This window comes from Rheinheimera sp. ATLC3 (assembly GCF_059429535.1).
Genome location: NZ_CM182103.1, coordinates 1889789 through 1912918 on the forward strand (window position 1 = coordinate 1889789; position 23130 = coordinate 1912918).

Annotated in this window: 17 protein-coding genes; 9 read left to right on the top strand and 8 right to left on the bottom strand. The window is 51.0% G+C overall.

Annotation, left to right across the window (positions count from 1 at the left end; translation table 11 throughout):
- Positions 1-64 precede the first annotated feature (64 nt).
- Complete coding sequence (locus AC5SV9_RS08810; protein ID WP_475148174.1) at positions 65-1225, top strand: GGDEF domain-containing protein; 1161 nt, start codon at positions 65-67, stop codon at positions 1223-1225.
- A 68-nt stretch (positions 1226-1293) separates the two neighbouring features.
- The gene (locus AC5SV9_RS08815; protein ID WP_475148176.1) at positions 1294-1491 is read left to right on the top strand and encodes a hypothetical protein; all 198 of its coding nucleotides are present in this window, start codon (positions 1294-1296) and stop codon (positions 1489-1491) included.
- A gap of 28 nt (positions 1492-1519) precedes the next feature.
- Here AC5SV9_RS08815 and AC5SV9_RS08820 read toward each other — a convergent pair whose 3' ends face one another.
- From AC5SV9_RS08820 to AC5SV9_RS08830, 3 genes are read right to left on the bottom strand one after another with little or no spacing between them, the layout of a single operon-like run.
- Entirely contained in the window at positions 1520-3010 is a 1491-nt protein-coding gene (locus tag AC5SV9_RS08820) for a parallel beta-helix domain-containing protein (RefSeq protein ID WP_475148179.1), read from the bottom strand.
- Positions 3007-4167: a cytochrome-c peroxidase gene (locus AC5SV9_RS08825; RefSeq protein WP_475148181.1), complete on the bottom strand. Its 1161-nt coding sequence runs from the start codon at positions 4165-4167 to the stop codon at positions 3007-3009. The genes AC5SV9_RS08820 and AC5SV9_RS08825 overlap by 4 nt, the downstream gene beginning before the upstream one ends.
- Positions 4164-4772 carry a c-type cytochrome gene (locus AC5SV9_RS08830; protein WP_475148184.1) on the bottom strand — a complete coding sequence of 203 codons (609 nt, stop codon included), beginning with the start codon at positions 4770-4772 and terminating at the stop codon, positions 4164-4166. The genes AC5SV9_RS08825 and AC5SV9_RS08830 overlap by 4 nt, the downstream gene beginning before the upstream one ends.
- A gap of 232 nt (positions 4773-5004) precedes the next feature.
- On the opposite strand from AC5SV9_RS08830, the gene AC5SV9_RS08835 reads away from it, so the two are divergent.
- The 4 genes from AC5SV9_RS08835 (at position 5005) to AC5SV9_RS08850 (ending at position 9951) form a co-directional block, all read left to right on the top strand.
- Complete coding sequence (locus AC5SV9_RS08835; RefSeq protein ID WP_475148185.1) at positions 5005-7545, top strand: TonB-dependent receptor; 2541 nt, start codon at positions 5005-5007, stop codon at positions 7543-7545.
- A 119-nt stretch (positions 7546-7664) separates the two neighbouring features.
- Positions 7665-8036, top strand: a complete 372-nt coding sequence (locus AC5SV9_RS08840; RefSeq protein WP_475148187.1) for a DUF3019 domain-containing protein — start codon at positions 7665-7667, stop codon at positions 8034-8036.
- Entirely contained in the window at positions 8033-8734 is a 702-nt protein-coding gene (locus AC5SV9_RS08845; protein ID WP_475148189.1) for a response regulator transcription factor, read from the top strand. Before AC5SV9_RS08840 ends, AC5SV9_RS08845 begins: the two co-directional genes overlap by 4 nt.
- Positions 8731-9951 (top strand): sensor histidine kinase, encoded by a 1221-nt coding sequence (locus AC5SV9_RS08850; protein ID WP_475148191.1) that lies wholly within the window; start codon positions 8731-8733, stop codon positions 9949-9951. Before AC5SV9_RS08845 ends, AC5SV9_RS08850 begins: the two co-directional genes overlap by 4 nt.
- A gap of 30 nt (positions 9952-9981) precedes the next feature.
- Here AC5SV9_RS08850 and AC5SV9_RS08855 read toward each other — a convergent pair whose 3' ends face one another.
- Positions 9982-11448, bottom strand: a complete 1467-nt coding sequence (locus tag AC5SV9_RS08855; RefSeq protein ID WP_475148193.1) for an MFS transporter — start codon at positions 11446-11448, stop codon at positions 9982-9984.
- A 204-nt stretch (positions 11449-11652) separates the two neighbouring features.
- Here AC5SV9_RS08855 and AC5SV9_RS08860 point away from each other — a divergent pair, with 204 nt between their 5' ends.
- Together AC5SV9_RS08860 and AC5SV9_RS08865 are read left to right on the top strand one after the other, a co-directional pair.
- The gene (locus AC5SV9_RS08860; RefSeq protein WP_475148195.1) at positions 11653-13362 is read left to right on the top strand and encodes an alpha-amylase family glycosyl hydrolase; all 1710 of its coding nucleotides are present in this window, start codon (positions 11653-11655) and stop codon (positions 13360-13362) included.
- A 131-nt stretch (positions 13363-13493) separates the two neighbouring features.
- Positions 13494-14537, top strand: a complete 1044-nt coding sequence (locus AC5SV9_RS08865) for an alpha/beta hydrolase family protein (RefSeq protein ID WP_475148196.1) — start codon at positions 13494-13496, stop codon at positions 14535-14537.
- A 57-nt stretch (positions 14538-14594) separates the two neighbouring features.
- Here AC5SV9_RS08865 and AC5SV9_RS08870 read toward each other — a convergent pair whose 3' ends face one another.
- A complete protein-coding gene (locus tag AC5SV9_RS08870) occupies positions 14595-15437 on the bottom strand; it encodes an endonuclease/exonuclease/phosphatase family protein (protein WP_475148198.1) in 843 nt (280 codons plus the stop codon).
- 155 nt (positions 15438-15592) lie between these two features.
- Here AC5SV9_RS08870 and dauA point away from each other — a divergent pair, with 155 nt between their 5' ends.
- Positions 15593-17338, top strand: coding sequence for a C4-dicarboxylic acid transporter DauA (gene dauA, locus AC5SV9_RS08875; protein WP_475148200.1), 1746 nt, complete (start codon positions 15593-15595; stop codon positions 17336-17338).
- On the opposite strand, the gene AC5SV9_RS08880 is transcribed toward dauA, so the two are convergent.
- From AC5SV9_RS08880 to AC5SV9_RS08890, 3 genes are all read right to left on the bottom strand, one after another.
- Positions 17335-18567 carry a PepSY-associated TM helix domain-containing protein gene (locus AC5SV9_RS08880; RefSeq protein WP_475148203.1) on the bottom strand — a complete coding sequence of 411 codons (1233 nt, stop codon included), beginning with the start codon at positions 18565-18567 and terminating at the stop codon, positions 17335-17337. The two genes, dauA and AC5SV9_RS08880, sit on opposite strands and share 4 nt — an antisense overlap.
- 1 nt (position 18568) lies before the next feature.
- Positions 18569-20686, bottom strand: coding sequence for a TonB-dependent siderophore receptor (locus tag AC5SV9_RS08885; RefSeq protein WP_475148204.1), 2118 nt, complete (start codon positions 20684-20686; stop codon positions 18569-18571).
- A 124-nt stretch (positions 20687-20810) separates the two neighbouring features.
- On the bottom strand, positions 20811-23114 hold the full coding sequence (locus AC5SV9_RS08890; protein WP_475148206.1) for a toxin-antitoxin system YwqK family antitoxin: 2304 nt from the start codon (positions 23112-23114) through the stop codon (positions 20811-20813).
- Positions 23115-23130 lie beyond the last annotated feature (16 nt).

A 23130-nucleotide genomic window follows, 5' to 3' on the forward strand; every position in this document is an offset into this window, starting at 1 on the left:
GAAACACTGGCCAAATTGTTAGCATCTGGTTACACTCGGGGCTTTTCCAATACCCAAGCTGGATATGCCGGATCTCGATTTAGCCACGCTTATCATCGTGACACTGGTTGTCAATTTACTGGTTGCCGTTTATATGGCTCTGTTGGCAAGATTACAGCCAAAGCAACCAGCCTTCAGGCACTGGGCTGCGGCGTGTTTTATTTTTGTGATTGCCAGCCTGCTGGCGGCAAGCCGGGTTTATCAGGTGTCTGCCATAGTCAGCGTATTGCTTGCGCATGCTTTGCTGGCATTGCCTCCGCTTCTGATAGCAACCGGCCTGGTCAGGTTTATTCACGGCCCGGATGGCAAACTGCCCTGGCGCAGTCTAACGACTCTGGCGGCACTATATTTGTTGTTGCTAAGTAGCAGTTACACCCTGTCCTACAGTGCAGCAGTGTTAAATGCTGCAGCAATTACTGCTAGTTGTGTCTGGTCTGTATGGCTGCTACAACCCTTACAGCAACCTCCTGCTATACGACGCCTGCTGCAGATCGTGCTGACAATGCATGCACTGACCATGCTGGCAGAAATATACCTTTACCTGGTGCACTGGAACACTTCCCTGCCCGCCTCCGCCGTGACAGTGCAACAGTTTATGCTGCTAAGCCACTTAATGTTAACCACCATCGCTGCTGTGTTGCTGCCGCTGTTATTTTTCACCGCACGCGAAAAGATGCTGCTGCGTCAGGCTAACCAGGATGAGCTGACACAACTACCAAACCGACGCTATTTTCTGCAGGAGTCCGTTGCCTACCTGACGCGTAGAGGCGATAACACGACTGCAACAGTCATGATGCTGGATCTGGATCACTTTAAAGCGATAAACGACAACTATGGCCACAACACCGGGGATATTGCCTTAAGACAGGTCGCGCAAATTCTGACACAGGAATTACGTAAAACAGACTTTATCGGCCGCTTGGGCGGAGAAGAGTTTGCCATAGTGTTGCCTGATACCACTGAAACAGAAGCCCGCAATATCAGTCAGCGCCTGCGCCAGCAGGTTGAAGAGCAAGCACGGGTTGTGGATGGCAAAGCGCTTGGCCTGACAATTAGCATCGGCGCCGTTTATAGCAGCCACTTCAGCGCCGGTCAGTTTGAGCGGCTGCTAAAACAGGCCGATGATGCTCTGTATGACGCCAAACGCAGCGGCCGTAACACGGTCACCTTTTACTGTCTGGGGTAGCCGAAACCTCCATTAGCGCAAAGCTAGCTATACTGTGGCAACATCTGGCTGATATAACAGGAGAACCTATGAAAACCGTTGTTTTAACGCTTATGCTGCTTTTCATTGCCAGCTGTAGCAATAAAGCTGCTTACCAGAACCTGCAGCAGAATAAGCGTAACGAGTGTATGCGGGCGCCAGCGGCAGAATATGACAAGTGTATGCAGAGCATGGCGCAAAGCTACGAAGAGTACGAACGGCAGCGCCAGCAGGCGTTAGAACGCTGACACCGCCGCTTTTCACAAAGGCCGAGCTTTAGTTGGCAACCTGTAACATATATTCCGCAACCGCCAGGCGCGTTTCTGCATCCAGATAATCCTGCTTGGGCATATGCGGATAGTCGTCGCGCTTTTTCACCGGGTTGGCAATGTAGTCGGCCAGGCCTTGCGGATCGTCCATATACAGGCTTTGAATAACCTGTACCGGTGGGCCAATTAAGCGCCCGGTGTAAGCATGACAACCGGTGCAAATGCCCAGATAAGCATATTTACCTTTATCTTCTGCCGCCACAGAGCGTGGTGCGGCAGGCTGGTCCAGCAGGTAATTAACGATGCTGTCGGTATTGGTAAAGCTGCAAGCGGGCCAACTGTCTACACCCACGGTAATATATTGCTGCGGGTTATTAATACAGCTGCCGTTACTGTCGCCGACGCGGATAATATCAGGCTGCCCCTGCTTAAACTCGGTTGCCATCAACACTTTGGCTTCAGCGATAGTATCAAAACCGTTGTTATACAGCAGATTATTTAAAATCATCACTTTGTCCGGTGTCGGGTCAGACTCCGGATCCAGCGTGGTGTTTGGTGCATTCTGGTGGTCAGTAATAATAATACCGGCCGTTTTATTACCAACGATCAGGTTATCTTCAATAATCACCTCATCCGCTGCCATGATAAGAATACCGGTACCGGCCGGAATGCCAGCTACCATAGAACCGACAGCGCCAAAGTTAGCTGTGTTGTTATTGCTGATCCAGTTATTGCGGATAATGACATCTACTGTGTCTTTGATCGGCAAACCCGGCGTGACAAAAGCCAGTATGCCGCCTGTATTATTGTGCACAAAGTTGTTTTCCACCACCGCATGGCGGCTGTTTTCTATTTCAATACCGGCCACACTGTCGAACACTTCATTGTTCGCCACATGCACGTGGTCGCTCATGCCAACATAAATAGCGGCATCTTCAATACCAGAGATAATATTGTGCTCTACCAGGCCGTTTTCGCCCAGTTGCGGGAAAATACCGTATACGCCGGTATCGACAATAATGTTGTTACGGATCTCGAAGTTATTACCGGCCTGGCCCATGATGCCATTGCCTTTGTATTTGGTAATTAAGAAATTTTCGATCAGGATATTATTACCGGAATACAGGATGGCATCGTTTAAACGCTCTTCGCCTACCAGGCGTGGTCTTTTGCCTTCAATAATCACACCGCTTAAACGGATATTGTCTTTGTCGATATACACCGTCTCAATATAATCGCCGGGGAAAACCTGAATAATATCGCCCGGTTCCGCCGCCTGCACCGCATCCATAATCAACTGGCCGGGCTTAACCTGATGCACTTTGCCCGGCACGCCATGATCAATCACCGACTTTTTACCATTAGCTGCCGCGGCGCCGCCGCCATAGCTTGATTCTGCTACCAGCGCCGGTGCCTGCTGACCGCTACCTGCCAGATAACGGCCAGCAATAAACGCCACTGGCAGCAATATCACCAGTACCCATGTTGATTTTTTCATTCTGTTACCCCTGTTTTTGGTTCGGGTTGTTGTAATTCATCAGGTAACGCCAGCCCGGACGGCAGCCGTGCCGGCGTGGCCGGGAGCAGGCTTTGATCGGTCAGGCTGCCCAGAAACGCCGCTATCTGGCTGATTTCTTCCGCCGTCAGTTTTGGCTCCCAGATATGCCAGTGCAGTAGCAGGTCTTCTCCTGCAGGTACGGCATGGCCGCGGCCTTTGGTGTAAAACTCTGTCGCGTCTTCCAGTGTGGCGAAACGGCCGGAATGCATATAGGGCGCCGTCAGCGCGATATTACGCAGCGTCGGCACTTTAAAGCCGCCACGCAGCTTCTGATGGCCCGGTTCTGCCCCGGCGCCGGCATCAAAAGCCATGCCATCCGGCTCAGGTGTACCTATCACCGCTATCTGCTGATTGGTAAACAGCGGCGGGGTATGACACTCGGCACAGCGGGCAACAAAAGAGCGGAACACATTCATGCCCTTAATTTCCTGCTCGGTCAGCGCCTGATGATAGCCGTGCGCATAATGGTCGTAGCGGCTGTTAAGGGAAATCAGTGAGCTTTGAAACGCACTGAGCGCGGTGGCAACCTGCGTCATATCTATCTGATCCGTGCCGGCAAAAGCCTGCCTGAACAACGCCGGGTAATATGCATTGGCCTGCAGATCGCTTAACAGCTGCGCCGGCGAGTTCGCCATTTCATGCGGCGCTACAATGGGGATAAGCGCCTGCTGCTCCAGTGAGCCGGCACGGGCATCCCAGAACAATTTTTTTAAAAAGCCGACATTCCACAAACTGGGCGCACTGCGCGTACCAATATCGCCATAGGTGCCGGTGCTCAGCGCTTTACCATCGGTAAAACCGCGTGCGGGTTGATGACAGCTGGCACAGGCTTGTTTGTGGTTTGCCGACAACAGCGGGTCGAAAAACAAATAGCGGCCGAGGTCAATTTGCTGTGGGCTGAAACCATCTCGATGTGCCGGCAATGCAGTGCGGGTGCCGCCAACGCCTTTGTTTTGCAAAGAATCGTAAGCGTCGTAACGGGTAACCAGCTTGCAGCGGTTATCTGCACTCAGCTCAAAACTGGGCGGGCAATGCGTGCTTAAACTAAAGCCGTCTGCCAGCGTCAGGGCGCTAAAAAGTAATGCCGTTACTATCATGGCAGGCCAGCTCCAATGTAGGCAGCCACAGCCTGTATATCGGCTGGCGATAAACTGCGGCTAATCAGAGCCATTTGCCGACCGGGCCTGTCACTTTTGGCCGTACCGCGCACCCCACTGTTAAAGTGATTGAGCTGCAGTGCCAGATATTCCGCCCTGAGCATAGACAGCGCCGGAGTTTTCAATGCTAGGTTCCCCTGGGCTTTGTCACCATGGCAGGCGCCACAGTTGCCGATGTATATACGCCGGCCTTTATCAAGCAACGCGGCGTCAGTAGTGGTTGCTGTTACCGCTGCCACGGGTAGCTGGCTAAAGTAGCGCGCCAGTATGCTGATGTCATCGGCGGTTAACGTCTTTGCAATCGCGGCCATCTGCTGGCCTCGGCTGTCATCGGGGTGCTGCCCGCGAGTACCGTTTTGCCATTGTTCAAGCTGCTTATGCAAATAGAATTCGTGCTGACCATTTAGCTCAGGCGCGCCGGTGGTGGTAGCCACAGCAGCATTGTGGCAGGCGCCGCAACTGGCTGCGGCGGCAGGCATATCGGCCTGGCCTTCGCCACTGCATACAGCACACAACAATACACAGAGCATCAGTTTATATTGCATAAAGCACCCATTTTTTATCAGCAGAAGGCCGTGCCGTCTTGCCGGTAGAGTGCGTTTTCGCCGGCTCAGGTTCAAACTGAAAAGTGTACAAAATTGTCCAGATCGGTTTATTTCAGCAGCGGCAGGTTTACTATCAGCTGTACTGCAGGGGCGGTTAAATCAGCGCGAAAATAACGCGATCAGGTCAGCAACCGGCAGATAATTAAAACAACAAAAAGTCAGGGGAAATGGCATGGCAGCACTACAGCGCGACATCACAAAATTCAGCAGAACACCTATAGCACTTTGCATCGGTCTGGCCCTGACAGGGGCGTTAAACCAGGCCAATGCACAGCAAGCCGCAACTGAGCCGGAACAGAACAAAGCTGCCATCGAAACCATTACGGTAACTGCACAGAAGCGGGTACAGAATGTGATGGATGTACCACTGGCTATCGACAGCATTACCGCTACTGACCTGGAAGAAACCAGCTCAGTACTGCTTGGCGATATAGCAGACTACACGCCAGGCTTTAAATTCAGCAAAGAGGCGGTTGCTCAGGCCTCGGCTGAAATACGCGGTATCTCCAGCAGTAACATCAGCACCGGCGGCGACCCGTCGGTTGCTATTTTTTATGATGATTTCTACCTGCCGCGTGCGGCGCAAAGTGTGCTGTTTTCCGATATGCAGCGCATCGAGATCTTAAAAGGCCCGCAAGGCACCCTGTTTGGTAAAAATGCGGCTGCAGGCGTAGTGAATATGATCCCTAACGCACCGGCATTGGATGACGAAGCCTTTGTTAAAGCGACACTGGGCGATTATGCCCTAAGAAGATATGAGCTGATGGGTAACAAAGCACTGAGTGATAATTTTGCACTACGGCTGAACCTGATGAGCAATCAGCGCGATGCTTATGTCGACAACGTTAACCCGGATTACCAGGGAGAAGAGCTCGGCAGCGTCAACCATCGCTCGGCAAGGCTGGCTGCACTGTGGCAGATAACCGATGCCACTAAACTACAACTCAGTTACGACTGGGACGATGTCGACCAGGGCTATGCCCCGGGCATTGGCATCAGCCCTTACAGCTACAGCATGAACCCGGCAGACCGCCGCATTGAAAATGACGTGGTTGACGGCCATGAATGGCGTGATATGAGCGCGTTCTCACTGAAGCTGTATCACGACTTTAACGATCAGTGGTCAGGCAAGCTGATAAGCTCAAAACGGCAGTGGCAGGTATCCGGCCGCGACGATGCTGACGGTACCGCTGATAAAACCCGTTACCTGGATACCATTAACTTTGAAGACTCGGATATTTTCTATAACGAATTACAGCTGAATTACCAGCATGGCAACATTAACTATGTTGGCGGCCTGACTTACAGCAAAGAAAAGGTGTATCAGAAAACCAGCCTGAACATTCTGGCGGATACTATCGCCCGGCTCACCACCGATAATCTGAACCAGCAGCTGATTGGCGCACTGCAACAAAACGGCATCCCGGACGAAATGATTGGCCAGTTAGGCTTACCTGCCGATCATATCTGGCAACCAACCGACTGGGCCAGCATGCTAAGCGTTATGGCAATGGTAGACCCATCCGCAGCAGGTCTGTTACAGATGCTGGGTGCTGAGCCATTTAGCCCGGAGCTGGTGGCAGCCATTGGCGCAACCGGCGACCTGACATACGATGCGATAGGTGCTGGCCTGGGGGTAGCGGAAATCTTCGGCCCGTCCAACGCGGGCAAAATGTGGAGCGAAGATATTACCAATACCGGTGATTTTACCTCTTATGGTATCTATTCCGACCTGGATATTCAGCTTAACGATAATTGGGGGTTTACTGCCGGCTTACGCTACAGCCGTGATGAGAAAGATTTCAGCTGGGAAATTACTGAGCGCCCCTTTGCTGCACCGTTGCCGGGTATCACTGAATTTCTGTTTCCGCTGATGCCACAGCTCAATGCCAGCGATAGCTGGAGCAAATTAACCGGCCGCGCCGTAGCACGCTATAACATTAACCAAAACAATATGCTGTATCTGTCGTATTCAACGGGCTATAAGTCAGGTGGTTATGATTCACTAGACCCAAGATCAGCCATCACCCCCTTTGAGCCGGAAGAAGTGGCCAATATTGAGCTTGGCTACAAAGCTGATTTGTGGCAAAGCCTGCGTGTACAGCTGGTGGCTTACCAGATGGACTTAACCAACCGCCAGCGCTCGGTAAGCAGTAAAGAACCTGATGCCGGTGTCGCCATTCCAATAGTGATAAACGGCGATCAGGACATCCGCGGTGGCGAACTGGTGCTGGACTGGCAGGCAACACCAACGCTGAAGCTGGGCCTGATTACCGAGTACCGTAAAACCGAATCGGCATGGCAGCCGTTTTACAATGCCGATGGTGAATTGGTAACCGATGTGGAGAAAAGCTCTGCAGCTGACTCTTATACCTTAGCCGCCGACTGGGCACCGGAATACACGCTGGCTAACGGCCAGTTTAAGCTGCATGTCGATTATGTTTATGAAGAGAACACCCGGGCGGATGATCCGGATTTACTGGATATCGCTTACAGCATTCCGGGCTATTTTGCTGACCAGAAGAGCCTGAATGCAAGGCTAAGCTGGGCCACAGCAGATGCGCAGTGGCAGTTGGCAGTGTGGGGTAAAAACCTGACCGATCATGACAGTATTGGCGGTATCGGCGGCTTTGCAGCTGCAGCCCTTGGCACACCGGTAACCAGTATCAGCGCACCGCGCACTGTTGGTGTCGATATCCGCTATCAGTTCTGAGCATAAGCGGCCGGGGCTTAGCGCCCCAGGCTGCAGATCGGCAACGACAGCTTGGGGCTTTACTCTGGCGAAGCTGCGCGGCACACTCAAGCTTACCTGAACATGGAAACGTCAATGCCATGAAGCTGCTTTGTACCCTGGTTTTACTGCTGGCCCTGCCCTCAGCCGCCAATGAGCTGCTGATAAAACCCAGGCTGTGTATTGAACATGCCGGCAAGCCCTGCATACTGCAGCTGACTGCCAGCTGGCAGCAAGAGGCTGAGGTTTGCCTGTATCAGCAACAACAACCCGATACGCCTTTACTCTGTCGGCAACAGGCTGATAATGTCAGCTTATCGCTGCCGATCACAGAAGATACACAGTTTTTCCTGAAGAACCCGCACAATGACAAAGTACTGGCAAAGCGGCAGGTCAGGTTGTTACGCGTTGATCTTGAGTCAGGCGAGCAACTACTGAATAAAAGCCGCAACGGCTGGTGGTTACTGCAATGAATGCCCATATTTTGCTGATTGAAGACGATCTGGAACTGGCAAAGCTGGTAGAAGATTTTCTGCAGCACGAGGGCTACCAGGTCACCCATTGCGGCAATGCACTAAAGGCCAGAAAGGTACTGCTGGCACAGGGGTTTGATCTGATTGTCTGTGATGTGATGTTACCCGGCAGTAATGGCTTTGATTTAGTCCGGCAAATTCGCCAGCAGTTTAAAGGGCCGATTTTATTTATGACCGCAGTCACCTCGGTCGCAGCCCAGTTAGAAGGGTTGCAGCTGGGGGCGCAGGATTATCTGTTAAAACCGCTGGACCCGCGCATCTTACTGGCAAAGATCCGTATCTTTTTATCAGAAGCGCACAGTGCGCAAACCACAGGCGATGTGCTGCAACAGGGTAATCTGCACATTGATAAGCGCAGCGCCACCGTCAGCGTAGCAGGCGAAGAGATCAGCCTGACCGATGCCGAGCTGCAACTGCTAATCACCCTTACTGAAAACTATGCCGTCGTGGTCAGCCGTGAACGGTTGTTCCGCGAGCAGCTTGGCCGTGAATACGATGGCGCTGACCGCACCTTTGACGGCCGGGCATCCAGGCTGCGTAAAAAACTACAAGCAGCTGATAATAAATGGAATATCCGTAATATCTGGGGCAAGGGTTATTGCATTATCTATAACGCTAATGAGGCAGGTACTGAATGAATTCAGCCATGCTGAGGTTTTACTTCGCTATAGTGTTGCTGGTGCTGCTGCTGTTTTTTAGCTTAAACCAGTTATACAGCCTGATGTATCAGCGCAATGACATTGTCGTGGCGGCACAGAGTATTCTGCAGCAGGCTTATCAGTATGATAAAGACAGCCAGTTGCGGTTAAGTTGCCGGATAAGCGATACCGACGATTGCCCCGACAGCTTATTTATTACCTACCCTGCCGGAATGTGGCAACCGCTGGCCGGTTTTGACTACCAGCTGGAAATTATGCGCGACAGCCTGGGCAACGCCTCGTTGTGTGGCGCTATGCCCGATGACGAATTGCTCTGCATGACCCGGCTTAATCTGCCACAGAGTCTGGATTTCAGCGTCGATTTGGTGCATGTATTTATTCTGTTGTTACTGCTGTTTTTGTTCTGGCTCAGCCGCAATGTGTTTCGCGACGTAGAAATACTGCGCCAGAGCGCACTAAAAGAAGTGGCTCTGGGCCGGTTGCCGGCATTTCAGCTAAGTGAAAAATCTTACCTGCAGCCGCTGGCATTGTCGTTAAGCCGGATGAACCAGACCATTGCGGATTTAAACCTGCTGCAGCGCGAAATGGCCGACACCGTTTGCCATGATATAAAAACGCCGCTAGCGCGACTGCGTTTTATTATGCTGCGCCTGGAACAACAACTCCCGGACAGCGACAGCAAACAGATCCGCCGCAATTTGCAGGAAATTGAAGACAATGTTTACGATTATCTGCGCCTGGCGCAAAAAGGCTTCCGCTCTGATCTACAGCTAACGGATATTGATGTTAACGCGCTACTGCAGGAGTTACTGGAGAAATTCGCCGCTAACTCTGAACATCAGCTTAGCCTTATCCCCGCCGGCGCAGTGCAGATCCAGGCTGACAAAAAGCTGCTGCAACGCGCACTGTCAAACCTTATCAGCAATGCGCTACGCTACTGCCACGGCCATGTTTGGGTAGAACTTCGCATTAACGGCGGCAACTGCCAGATTGATATTATTGACGACGGTGCCGGCTGGCATAGCAATGAGAATATCAGCGACGGTGTTTCACATCATGGTATGGGGCTGGCTATTGTCGCCCGGGTTGCCAGCCAGCACGGCGGCAGCTTCGGCCGGTTCGAGCGCCCTGAAGGCGGCGCCATTGCCCGGCTGATTCTGCCAACCGGCACTAGCGATACTAAGCCCGGTGACTAAACCGGGCGATGCACTTAACGGTACGCTGGCTTAAACCTGCGCCTGGGTATCTTGCTCTTTAACCAGCCATACTGACAGTGCGCCAAGCACCATAGCCGCGCCGGCCAGCATGACGATATAGACCGCCTGATTTTCAAATACCGAGCCTAAAATCCAGCCGGCAATCAGACCGGACACAATCTGCGGTGCGGCGATAGTAAAGTTAAAAATCCCCATATAAACACCGGTTTTATTTGCCGGTAACGCACCGGCAAGTATGGCATAGGGCATGGCCAGAATGGCAGCCCAGGCAATACCAACCCCGACCATAGGTAACATTAGCCCTAAAGCGCCCTGTGGAATGTCTACCTGAGTGATTAACAGATCAACATGGGTCATGGTTGGGTCGCTAAACAATGCAAAGCTTAAATAGCCGGCGCCACCCGCCAGCAACGCCATTGAATAAACAAACTTACGGCCGAACACATTGGCCAGTTTAGCCATCACCAGCGAAAACAGCACAGCAAACAACGAGTAGCCGGCGTACAAAATGCCGACCCAGTCACCGGCAGCCCCTTTCGCCGCGGCGATATGTGCCGGTACGCCACCCATCTGGGCAATATAGGCAGCGTCGTACCATTCGGTACCCACACCCCAGGTATTTTGCGCAATAGCAGCCGGAAAGTAAGTCCACATAATAAACAGGGCAAACCAGGAGAAAAATTGCACCAGGGCCAGTTGCTTCATAATGCGTGGCATGCCCAGCATGGTTTGCCAAAAATCAGCCAGTTTTTCACCCAGCGAGCGCGATTTTTGTGTTTGCACGGCTAACTCGTGCGCTTTGGCATCCAGCCCCTTATAAGCAAAGTACTGCTCAGGTGCATATTCTCTGGTGCGAAATACTGTCCAAAGCACACTGCCAAGCAGTACAGTCGCGCCAATGTAAAATGCCCAAATGACAGACGGCGCCACTTCCCCGGCTTTAGATGCATTATCCAGCCCGACCACGTTAGTCAGCACAAAAGGCAGAATAGAGCCAAAAACAGCACCGATATTAATCAATAAGGTTTGTACCGAGTACCCCAGGTTACGCTGCTCTGGCGGCACCATATCGGATACCAGGGAGCGAAACGGCTGAAAGGTCACGTTAAAAGCCGCATCTTTAATGGCAAAAATGACCAGACCAAATATCATGGGCGGAATAAACGCCACCATCATCGATGAGTTTGGCAATAGCACCATAGCGGTAGCCGCCACCACAGCACCACCGAGCATAAACGGCAGACGGCGGCCCAGCCGGTTCCAGGTGCGGTCTGACGCTGCACCAACTATTGGCTGAACCAACAACCCCATAATAGGTGCGGCCAGCCAGAACAATGATAATGACGATAAGTCGGCGCCAAGATCTGACAAAATACGGCTGACGTTGCCATTTTGTAGTGCAAAGCCTATCTGTACCCCTAAAAAGCCGAAGCTGAGGTTCCAGATCTGCCAGAAAGATAGCTTAGGTTGTTTCATACCCGCTCCCCGGATGATTTTATTATTCTGTGTAAGCGCAACAGATCGAACTAAGCTACACGAAGGCAGCGCTATTGCGCAAAACTGTGCATACGTATTCATCTTGTTGTTGCACTGTTTTGGCGTTATTACGAACCATTATCAAGCATAGTAGCACCACGTTGCAGCGCTATGGTGCACAAATAAAGTTTAAACGGGGATCTGATGAAAGCTTTTACATTATCTGCCTTGGCACTGTCTTTGTTACTGGCAGGCTGCAAACCAGCACAGGTAACTGAGCCACAAGCTACTAAGCCGGTAGTACCCGCTGCGCAACAACAAACAGCTGATGTGGCCTGGTGGCAACAAGCCGTGTTTTATCAGATCTGGCCGCGTAGTTTCTTTGACACCGATGCCAACGGCCACGGAGACTTTAACGGCATGACCGCCAAATTGCCGTACCTGCAGGAGCTGGGCGTAAATGCGCTGTGGTTAACGCCGATGTTTGAAGCACCGTCGTACCACGGTTACGACTTTACCGAGTTTTATCAGGTAGAAAGCGATTACGGCAGCATGGCAGAATTTGACGCCTTTTTACGCGCTGCAGATAGCCACGGTATGAAAGTGATTCTGGATTTGGTGATCAACCATATTTCCAGCGAGCATGACTGGTTTAAACGCTCAGCCGCGGGTGAAGCACCGTATAAAGATTATTTTATCTGGCGCGACGACATGCCTACCGCTGGCAGTGGCTGGGGCCACGCCTGGAGTAACAACGATCAGCCCGGAGCAGTCTGGCACTACAACAAAACCCGCAATGCTTATTACTACGGTGCCTTTGGTGCCAGTCAGCCGGATTTAAACCTGCGCCACCCCGATGTGATTGCGGAAATGAAAAAAATGGCTAAATTCTGGCTGGACCGGGGTGTCGCCGGGTTCCGTTTAGATGCAGTGCGTTTTGCGATGGAAGGCGGGCCCGATGCTCAGGCCGATACCGATGAAACCATCGCCTACTGGCAAGACTTTAATCAATACGTTAAAAGTGTGAACCCACAAGCATACCTGGTGGGAGAAGCCTGGGTCGATATACCGGTAGCCGCGCGTTATTATGGCAATGGCAAAGCGCTTGATCAGGGTTTTGATTTTGAGGTGGGTTATAAAATTCTGGGTTTGTTAAAACCAGATGCCGGCGCTGAAGCGCAGTTTGGCACTATGGGCTCGAACAAACAAAAAGCCGCCGATGCCACGGTGTTGCAACAAAATGTGCAGCAGCGCCTCGACTCAGTAGCGCCACTCAGCTTCTTCGCACCATTTTTGACCAACCACGATCAAGAGCGTATCGCCTACCAGCTGCGTGAGCATGATGCCAAAGCTAAACAGGCAGCCACTATGTTGTTCAGCTCACCGGGTACACCTTACATTTATTACGGCGAAGAAATTGGCCTGACCCAGGGCGGCACAGGCCACGATGTGTATAAACGCGCGCCTATGCTGTGGGATAACAGCAAACAGGCGGGCTTTACGCAAAGCGATACCAGCTGGGTAGAGCAGCAAGAGCTGTTTGGCGCTAACTTCAGCAACTGGTACCCGGACTTTCTGGCCAGCCAGCTTAATGCGCAGGATCGCAGTGTAGCGGCTCAGCAGGCACAACCTGATTCGATTTGGCAACTCTATAAACTACTGATTGCTCTGAAAAAGCAGCGGCCGGAACTGGGTACCCAAGGCAGCTATCAGGTCACCCAGCACAACAACGGTGTAGTACAGATAAACCGTGAGCTAAATGGCAGCAAGAGTCTGTTTCTGCTGAACCTGGGTGACAGCGCGCAGGATATCAGCGATATAGCGCGTGATGGTCTGAGCGCCAGCTGGGCTTTTGATCTTAAAAACCAGCAGCTCGCCGCCAATGGCGTACTGATTTTACAAAGCACACCTTAAGCTTTTCACTGCAGTGTTCTCCCTGAAACCGCCGGCTTTTATTAGCGGCGGTTTTTTCTTTGCTTGTCAGATTCACCTTGTTAATTTATTGTACCTTGATATTTAACAACCAAATGCAACAAGGAAAGTTAATGAAACCTTTACTGATTTTACTCAGCGCTATGTTACTCAGCCCGGTGCTTCAGGCGGAACCGGCCAAAGCGAAAAAAGGACCGGAGTTATTACCGGCGTTTTCCAGCGCAAGTTCACTAAAAGAAAATTTCAGTTGCTACGGCGGCCCTTTTGCGAGCTATGACAGCTGGTTGGCGATGCTAAGCAAAAAGCCTAAATTCAATGCTGAGCAGTTTGCTGAAATATTCCCCAAGGCAAAATTCGAACAACGCCAGCAACAGATTGATTGCCGGATATTCGTTTACGAATCAGACGGACATCTGGTTGAAGGCATAATGCTAAATCCTGACAAAAATGCCTCTGCTGATAATAAGCTGCCCGTAGTCATTTATAACCGTGGTGGCAATGCCGAATTTGGCAAATGGCATTTTGGTGCAATTCAGATGGCTTTAATGCCTATGGCAGAACAAGGTTATGTGGTCATTGCCAGCCAGTATCGTGGCGCTGCGGGCTTTCCATCCGGCATAAAAGCTCAACCCTTATTGGATCAATTCGGCGGTGCTGACGTTAACGACATTAAAAATCTGCTGCCGATTATAGATGGTATGGCAAATGCGGATAACCAACGTATAGCCATGAAAGGCGCCAGTCGTGGCGGCATGATGAGCTACCTTGCTGCGCGCGATATGCCACAGTTAAAAGCCTTAATTGTCGAAGCTGGTGTTACGGATTTAGAACTTCAGATCCCGCAAAGACCTGATATGGAAAAAAATATTTTCAGCCGTTATATGCCTAATTATGCAACTGAAAAGCCTGCTTTGCTTAAAGCCCGTTCAGTCATGCATTGGTTAGACAAACTACCAACTGAACTACCCATTTTGCTTGTGCATGGTGACAAAGACTGGCGGGTGGATGTTGCTCAGTCACAGATGTTGGCCAAAGCCCTGGCCGAAAAAGGTCATCCGCATAAACTGGTAGTGTACCCTGGGGCAGATCACGGTATGCAACCTAATCGGGCAGAAGCCGACGCTGAAACCGCAGCCTGGTTAAAACAATATCTATAACGTCGATAACAACAACGGAAAACTGCACCGGGGAAAACCTCAGTGCAGTACCATTTTTTAAGACTTTGACGGTAAGCTAATGACTGTCGAAATGGGAAAGTGATCAGAAATATACACACCGCCGATGTTCAGTTGATAAGTGCGGTAGCTGGAACTTTTTAAACCCTTGCTGATAAAAATATAGTCGATACGCTCCCGTTCGCCGGCAGCGAAACCATTGTAAGTACCTGCGCCCTCTGCGTTTGCCAGTATTGCAGTGTCGGTTAATGGCAGCAAAGGGCCTGTGGTAAGCGTTTTATAAGCTGCGCTATTGTTCAGCATATTAAAATCACCCAGTAAAATAACCGGTTTGCTGCCTGCAATGGCCGGAATATGTGTTAGCAGAAACGCTGCGCTTTTTTGCCGCGCCACATCACTTACATGGCTAAAATGCACGTTAAATACAAAAAAATCACTGCCATTTTTCTCAAAATGCCCCCAACTGGCCACACGGGGAAGATGGGCTTGCCAGCCGATCGAGCCCGCTATCTGCGGCGTTTCAGACAACCAAAAGTTGCCGCCATTTAGTTTCGTCAGAGTATTTTTATTGTAAAACAATGGCACGAACTCACCGGCACTAACACCATCGTCTCTGCCAACACCAATGTAATCATAATCAGGCAATTGCTCACTCAACCAGTTAAGTTGATGCTGCAACACTTCCTGTAAACCCAGCACATCAGGCTGCAGTGTGTTTAAGTGGGCATAAACCAGCTGTTGTCTGTCGGGCCAGGCATTTGGGGCATCTGCAGGGTTGTCGTACCGAATATTAAAGCTTTCAACAACCAGGTTGGTTGCATTTACTTTGAATATCAGGCTACACAGCGTAACCAGCAAAACAAAATTAACGGCTTTTGTCACAACGATTCCTTTTGGCTTAACCTGGGTTGTTATTGTAGCTAAGCAGTATTGCGCCATTGTTAAAGCAACACAACCAGACTAAAAGCGCATAGGCACAAGCCTTTGCCAGCGTTACACTACGTTTATTCCTTAGCGGCCTTATCGTGAATGCTGTTATGTCTGACCGGTCCCATTTGTTTTCACTGCGTTTGTGCCATGCCCTGCGTGAAGTAATGGCTGAAGGCTATAACGCCAATAAACTCAGCAAAGATCTGCTGGCTGGCCTCACAGTTGGCATTATTGCCATTCCACTGGCCATGGCTCTGGCCATTGCGTCAGGCGTAGCACCACAGTATGGCTTGTACACCGCTATTATCGCTGGCTTTATTATTGCGCTGACCGGCGGCTCCCGTTACAGCATCAGCGGCCCGACGGCAGCTTTTGTGGTTATTCTGTACCCGGTAGCAATGAAATATGGCTTGAGTGGCTTATTACTGGCCACAGTATTATCAGGTGTGTTGTTGCTATTGATGGCGGCATTCCGGCTGGGCCGTCTGATAGAGTACATTCCCGAACCGGTAACACTGGGTTTTACTGCCGGTATCGCGGTGGTGATTGCTACCTTACAAATCAACGATTTTTTTGGCTTAAACCTTACCGGCCTGCCAGAGCACTACGCAGAAAAAGTCGCCGTACTGGCACAGCATTTGCCGCAGTTATCAGCTGCAAGTCTGTCGGTAGCGTTGGTAACACTGGGTGTGATGCTGCTGTGGCCTAAACTGAAAATACCGGTGCCAGCCCATTTACCTGCCTTGTTTGTAGGCACTTTATTGGCGTTAGTATTGCTGCAGTTTGGCGTTGAACTTGACACCATAGGATCACGTTTTAGCTATAGCGCTGCTGATGGCAGCGATGGCCGCGGCATTCCACCTTATTTGCCCTATTTCGATTGGCCCTGGCTACGCCCAGGGCCTGATGATGAGCTACTAAGCTTTAGCTGGCAGCTGGTAAAAGACTTACTGGGTGCTGCTTTTGCTATGGCGATGCTGGGTGCAATTGAATCGTTATTATGCGCCGTGGTGCTCGATGGCATGTCAGGCCGGCGTCACAGCGCCAACAGCGAGCTGTTCGGCCAGGGCCTTGGGAATATTATTACCCCCTTCTTTGGCGGCATTACCGCTACTGCGGCGCTCGCCCGCTCGGCGGCAAACTATAAAGCCGGTGCGCAATCGCCAGTCTCAGCAATGGTGCATGCTGTGGTACTGCTGTTAGGTTTAGTGCTGCTGGCACCGGTATTGTCTTATCTGCCGATGGCGGCACTGGCTGCTTTGCTGGTGATGGTAGCCTGGAATATGAGCGAAGCACCCAAAGCGCTGCATTTGTTGAAAACCGCACCACGCAGTGATATCTGGGTATTTGTTACCTGTTTTAGCCTGACTGTGCTGTTTGATATGGTGATTGCGATAACCACAGGTATTCTGCTGGCGGCGGTGCTGTTCGTTAAAGAAATTGCGCAAATGAGCAAGGTAACAGACATCAGCAACAACCGTAAGCAAGTGGAGCAGCATCTGCCTGAAGGCTGGCAGGTACTGAAAATAAGTGGGCCACTGTTTTTCGCCGCTGCCGACAGGATTTTTGCTGATATTGCCCGCCTGAGCGAACAAAGCCAGGGTTTAGTGCTGTATATGGATGGCGTGCCGTTGTTGGATACCGGCGGCCTGGCCGCACTGAACAAACTTATCAGCAAATGCCAACGCAACAACACCGAGCTGGTGATTGCCGACCTACAATTTCAGCCACTGAAAACCCTGGCCAAGGCCGGAGTTCAGCCGATCCCCGGCAGATTGACGTTTTACCCGACATTACGTGAGGCGCTGGACAAACTGTACCTGCGTGAGCAGGATACTACGCCCAGCAGTTAGCCCTTATTTTGCAGCACAGTACCCAGTAACGGCGATAACGGTGCCCGTTCCAGTTCGCGCTGCGAAAATGTTGCTGCTGTCCAACAGATACCGGCAACTGCGACAAACAGCGCCAGCCAGCCAAACACACCGAGCCAGCGCGCCAGCGATGGCTGTTTGTGTTTAGTCCGCAGCCAGTGCATACGCATACCGCCGGCCACCAGAATACACAGGCCGGTACCAAATAGCGCATAAATCAGTTTAACTGCCAGGCCGCTAAAATTACCGAAATGCAGCGGATCAGCCATATCGGTAAGCCGGGCAAGCACCCCCAAATCTGCGGCGTGCTGCATGCCAAGTATCTGCCCGCTGCCATCAAGATAAATGCGGTTAGCCCGATCGCGCACCATCACGGCGCCGTCCTGTCCGGTCAGTATTACCGGTGCCTGTGGCCGGTTGTTGTAAAGCACGCTGCGAATATCCAGCTCCGGCCGCTGGGCCTGAGCTATTGCCACCAGCCTGGCCAGCGACAGAGCATCAGTGTCACCGGTAGCCATAACTAACGGGTTAGTGTTAATGGTCACTTTTGGCGGTTCGGGGTAAAACTGCACATCAGTACGTAATAACCAGTGCTCGGTAAAATACCAAAGGCCGGTAACGGTCATCAGCAAAACAAACCACCAGCTCCACAGCCCAATCAGCTTGTGCCAGGATGCCCAACTGCTGCGCACAGACCAGCGCCACTTACCCGGGTTACGACACCATTGTTGCCACCAGTTACGGTAGACAAAAAAGCTGGTTACCAGCGTTATCAGTAACAAAAAGCTGAGCGAGGTAACAATAACTTTACCGCTGCTGCCCATCGACAAATACATATGCAAGTTGCGCAAAAAGCGCGACAGCCGCCCCCAGTCACCGCTACCGGTCAGCTTGCCACTGGCAGGGTCAAAGTAAACAAACCTGAAACCCTGCGGTGTAAACAATGCCGCCTCGCCAGCCAGGTACCATTGCTGGTGTACCTGAGCATTGATAAGCTGGCTATCCGGGTAAGCCTGTGCCAGATTCTGCTCCAGCTGTGCCCAGTTTACCGGCCCGCTGCGCGGTGTTTCAGCCCGAAACTTAGCATCACTCAGGTACTGAATTTCATAGCTGAGCGTTGCCAAAACCCCGGTAATGCAAACCATCAACAGCAAGCTACCAAACACGAAGCCAGCCCACGAATGCAAGGTAAACCATTGCCGGTTTGTCATATCAGAACTGGTAACTGGTGGTTAAATAAATCCGCCGCGGCTCGCCCGGAAAATGGCCGGTGCGGGCAATAAAACCGCTACTGGCGTATGTTTTGTCAAACACGTTTTTCACGTTCAGCTGCACCAGCCAGCTTTGCCATTCGGTCTGCCAGCTGATATCAAATACAGTGTAAGACTTCACAGTCTGCCCACCCAAGCTAATTTGCTCACCAACGTAATCCAGCCCCACAGCGAATGACGACAATAGTGTTGGTAACTCGTAACGGCTCCATAAGCCAACCTGATGTTTGGGCGCATTGGCAAAGCGGCCGTTAACAGCATTAGTAATGCCACTGGTATCTTCCGTTACCTGGGTGTCGTTGTAGGCATAGTTCAGGTTCATTACCCAGTGGTCGGTTAAATCCCCCAGAATATCCAGCTCAAAGCCGCGGCTGCGTACTTCGCCCAGCGCCAGCAAATCATCAACATCACCCTGCGGGTCAGACTGCAGAATATTTTTTCGGGTGATCTGGTATAGCGCTGTATTTAATCTGATAGCGTCGTTTAGCAACGAAAAACGCACACCGGCTTCATATAAACGCGAGGTTTCCGGCTCGAACGGCCCCCCAACATTCTCTGCCTGCGAGCTTGCAGCTTGCGGCACAAAACCGGTAGCAGCTACCAGATAACCACGGGCATAGTCGGTTAGCTGATAAGTGCTACCCAGCCGCCATGAGGTATCGTTACCCGACACTTTGCTGTCATTACGCTTGTCTGTGTCTTCAAAGCTGTCCCAGCGTACGCCCAACAACAGGTTCCAGTTGTCCGACAGTGTTAACTGATCCTGCAGGTAAAAGCCCTTACGCACGGCTTCATTATCGTTAATGTTGGGTGTTAAGGTATCAAGGTTATAGTTGGCATGGTTAGTCAGGCCATATATGGGGTCGCGAAGGCTCAGGCCAGGCACAGTACCGCCGCTTTCAAGCGGTATAGCGGTACGGCTAAAGAAATAGGAATCCTGTTGCAAATAGTCAGCACCGACTAACAGCGTATGCACAATATCAGCGGTGTTTAATTCAATAATATTATTCCAGGTAAGGCTGAACGAGTCATTCTCGCGGTTTTGGTCACGAAACTGACGGCCGCAGTAATCGATAACGCCGTCACCGTCAGTATCAAAGCTGCAAAATGGCTCATGATAATTCTGCAGTTCCTGATTCTGATAACCACGCACGGTAACATCGGTACTCCAGTAGGCATTGACCTGGTGATCCAGCCGCGCCTGATACACCTCTGCCGTTAAACTCTGAAAATCCGTGCTTTCGTTATGGTTCCAGCTGCGGTCAGCCAGAAAATTACCCTGTGCGTCTGTTACCACACCACGCAAACGCGCGCCGCCATAATCCTGCTCTACATCGGTATATTGCAATGTCAGCACGGTATCCTGGGTTAAATCGATAGCGTAGCCAAAATCCAGGATCTGGTTTTCGACATCCGTGTTTCGTCGGAACGGCTTTTCGCTGTCTTTATAAATACCGGCACGATAACGCTGAGTAGCATCATCCGTCAGTGGGCCGCTTAATTCGACTGAACCACTGTAAAAGCTGTCATTACCCATCGCCAGTTTCAAGACACGCTCCGGCAATGCTGTAGGCTTTTTAGTGGTGTAGTTAATTAATCCGCCTGGGGCCATGCTGCCATACAGGGCACCAGCTGCACCTTTTAATACCTGAATTTCATTGATGTTAAACAGCTGAGGCACGGCAAAACCGTTAAACGGGTCGCCCCGGACACCATCATATAAAATTTCATCCTGACGAAAGCCACGAAAGGTTACGCCTGAGTAACTAAAGCTGCTGACGCCGCTCATGCTGCGGTATAAATCGGTGATCTGTCGTGCCGCCTGATCCCGAATCAAAGCCTCGGGCAGAACCTGGATATTTTGCGGTACTTCATCCAGTGGTGTATCTGTGCGGGTACCCAGGTTAGACGAGTCAACCCGGTACAGAGTTTGTGCCCGGCCTTTCACTTCAATATGCTCCAATACGGCAGCAGAGGTATTCGCCGGTGCAGTATCGGCCCAAGTAGTAGAACATGCCATAGCGCAGAATACACTGACAGCAGAAAGACGAAACTTCATGTTACAACCTGTATCGCGGAGGAATTAAACAGGCTGAATTGTAAATGATAACAATTACTATTACAACAAACGAAACTAAAACAACCCTGAAATCCGCTGCCGCCTGCACAGCAGCGGTTTGCGGTTAGCCTTTATGCTCGGTTTTAATTAACTTGCCATGCTGGTCAAAGTACTGCCAATCACCGGACGGCCGGTCACTGATATAGCTGCCCTGGGTTCTGACCTGGCCATTTGGCCAAAACTCCAGCCACTCGCCTTCTTTACGGTCGCGCAGGTAAGCCCCCTGCTGTTGCGGTTTACCATTTTGATGAAAGTATTCCGCCTCACCTTCTTTTAAACCTTTTACATAGTTTTCTTTTTGCTGCGGCCGGCCATTTAAATGAAATAGCTGATAACGGCCATGCGGCTTGTCATACTCATATTCAATTTCGCTTTTTAACTGGCCATTATCATAAAACTCCTGTGCCAGGCCATGCTTTCGGCTGGCATCGTAATGAACCGCCTGTGCCAGAGTACCGTCTTCATACCAGGCTTGCCATAAACCAAACCACTCGCCTTTTTGCAGTTTGCCTGCAATTTTGGCCTCGCCGTTGCTGACATAAAACTCCTGATAATCACCGGTCTTTTCACCTTTTTGCCAGTTTTCTACTTTGTACAGAATGTTTTTGGCAGTATAAAACTCGGCCTTACCATGTTGTTTGTTTTCCTGCCAATGGGTTTTGTACCTTACGGTGCCCTCTGGAATAAAACCATAGGTTGGATCGTCAGCCTGATAATAGTATTCAACCCATTCGCCGGTTTTTTGGTTATTCAGATAATAACCGCTAGTGCGGCGACGGCCCTGGTAATAGTCGACAAAGCGGCCTTCGGCTTTGCCGGTAATAAACTCCTGCTCGCGGCTTTTCTCGCCTTGCTGGTAAGTTATCCAGTTGCCGTGACGTTTGTTATCAGCGTAGTTACCCTCTTGCGTCAGGTCGCCATTTCCGGCCCATTGCTGATACTTACCTTCCAGTGCAAACTTATAGTCTGAGGCTTTTTTCTCACTGGCGTAGTGTTCCAGCTTTTGTGGCTTGCCGGTATCGTAAAACAGCTGGTAACGCCCGGTTAGCTGACCGTCTTTGCGCTCACCCTCTTCACGCAGCGTGCCGTTGATATGCCAGCTTTTGAAAGGCCCGGTCAGCTGGCCGTCGACATAGGTATTGTGCTCACGCGGTTCACCCGATGAATAAAAAGTTTTACTCAGGCCATGACGTTTACCGGCTTTGTAATAGGTCTCTTCTACCAGCTTGTCTTCTATATAGCGCTTATGTACGCCGTCACGTTCACCCAGTACATAGTTGGACAGGTCAAATAGCAGGCCATTTTCCTGATAGATTTCGCTAACACCATGCAATGGAAATTGGCCATTCGCGCTGCGTTCTGTCGTGTGGTAGGTAACACGCTTTGATAACTCGCCATTGGGGTAATACTGCAACTGCTCACCGGCAAACATACCATCAATATAATGCTGTTTCTGTATCAATTGGCCTTGTTCGCTAAACCATTGCTGTTCACCGTGTTGCTTGCCGTCTTTAAACAACAAAGCATTCATTAGTTGGCCATTGTTATAAAAGTCGCGGCATTCACCGTGTTGCACACCCTGCTGATAATGGCACTGACGAACCAAAGTACCGTCGGTACTGAATTGTTCGGTTAAGCCATGGCGCTTACCATTCAGGTACTGCACTTTCGCTTCTATCACATCGGCGGTATAAAATTGCTGCCACAGCCCATCCTGCTGACCCTGCGCATCGTACTCGCCTTGCAGCAATACCTCGCCTTGCTCATTCTTGCTTTGATATAACCCGTTTAGCTGGTTGTTGGCATAAGTCCAGTGTTCGGCAACCTCACCGTTAAGATGGAACGTTTGCCAGACACCATGCCGCAGGCTGTTTTGATAGGTTTCGACGCTGCGTATTTTGCCATTGTCATAAAAACGGCTGACGTTAGTTTTTTCGCCCCGCTCAAATTGCGTAGTCTCAATTACCTGCTGCTGGCTGTTAAAGCGCCGCCACAAGCCAGTGGCAACGCCGCCATCATAATGTTCTATCTGCTCAACCATGCCATCAGCGCTAAAGTACTGCCACTCGCCTTGTTGTCTGCCAGCTTGATACTGCCCGCTTAAAATACGTTGATTACGCTGATCAAACACTTGCCAGCCGCCTTGCACCAAGCCCTGGTCAAAACTTGCCAGTGTGTAACCCTGTGTATCACGTACCAGCCGGTACTCACCCTGCAGTGGCATGCCGTTACTCAGATTGTAATAAACATCTAACCCTTCAACCTTGCGCACATCCAGCATGCGATTAGCCAACGTCTGGTTCGCCAGCACTGGCCAGGTTAGCTGCAAGCCTAACCACAGTAAAATAAAGCGAGATAAACAATACACCGGCATTTGTCCCTAA

Excerpts from the sequence above, each read along its gene's own strand:
- AC5SV9_RS08810 (WP_475148174.1), top strand. The coding sequence starts at position 65 with ATGCCGGATCTCGATTTAGCCACGCTTATCATCGTGACACTGGTTGTC.
- AC5SV9_RS08815 (WP_475148176.1), top strand. The coding sequence starts at position 1,294 with ATGAAAACCGTTGTTTTAACGCTTATGCTGCTTTTCATTGCCAGCTGT.
- AC5SV9_RS08820 (WP_475148179.1), bottom strand. The coding sequence starts at position 3,010 with ATGAAAAAATCAACATGGGTACTGGTGATATTGCTGCCAGTGGCGTTT.
- AC5SV9_RS08825 (WP_475148181.1), bottom strand. The coding sequence starts at position 4,167 with ATGATAGTAACGGCATTACTTTTTAGCGCCCTGACGCTGGCAGACGGC.
- AC5SV9_RS08830 (WP_475148184.1), bottom strand. The coding sequence starts at position 4,772 with ATGCAATATAAACTGATGCTCTGTGTATTGTTGTGTGCTGTATGCAGT.
- AC5SV9_RS08835 (WP_475148185.1), top strand. The coding sequence starts at position 5,005 with ATGGCAGCACTACAGCGCGACATCACAAAATTCAGCAGAACACCTATA.
- AC5SV9_RS08840 (WP_475148187.1), top strand. The coding sequence starts at position 7,665 with ATGAAGCTGCTTTGTACCCTGGTTTTACTGCTGGCCCTGCCCTCAGCC.
- AC5SV9_RS08845 (WP_475148189.1), top strand. The coding sequence starts at position 8,033 with ATGAATGCCCATATTTTGCTGATTGAAGACGATCTGGAACTGGCAAAG.
- AC5SV9_RS08850 (WP_475148191.1), top strand. The coding sequence starts at position 8,731 with ATGAATTCAGCCATGCTGAGGTTTTACTTCGCTATAGTGTTGCTGGTG.
- AC5SV9_RS08855 (WP_475148193.1), bottom strand. The coding sequence starts at position 11,448 with ATGAAACAACCTAAGCTATCTTTCTGGCAGATCTGGAACCTCAGCTTC.
- AC5SV9_RS08860 (WP_475148195.1), top strand. The coding sequence starts at position 11,653 with ATGAAAGCTTTTACATTATCTGCCTTGGCACTGTCTTTGTTACTGGCA.
- AC5SV9_RS08865 (WP_475148196.1), top strand. The coding sequence starts at position 13,494 with ATGAAACCTTTACTGATTTTACTCAGCGCTATGTTACTCAGCCCGGTG.
- dauA (WP_475148200.1), top strand. The coding sequence starts at position 15,593 with ATGTCTGACCGGTCCCATTTGTTTTCACTGCGTTTGTGCCATGCCCTG.
- AC5SV9_RS08880 (WP_475148203.1), bottom strand. The coding sequence starts at position 18,567 with ATGACAAACCGGCAATGGTTTACCTTGCATTCGTGGGCTGGCTTCGTG.
- AC5SV9_RS08885 (WP_475148204.1), bottom strand. The coding sequence starts at position 20,686 with ATGAAGTTTCGTCTTTCTGCTGTCAGTGTATTCTGCGCTATGGCATGT.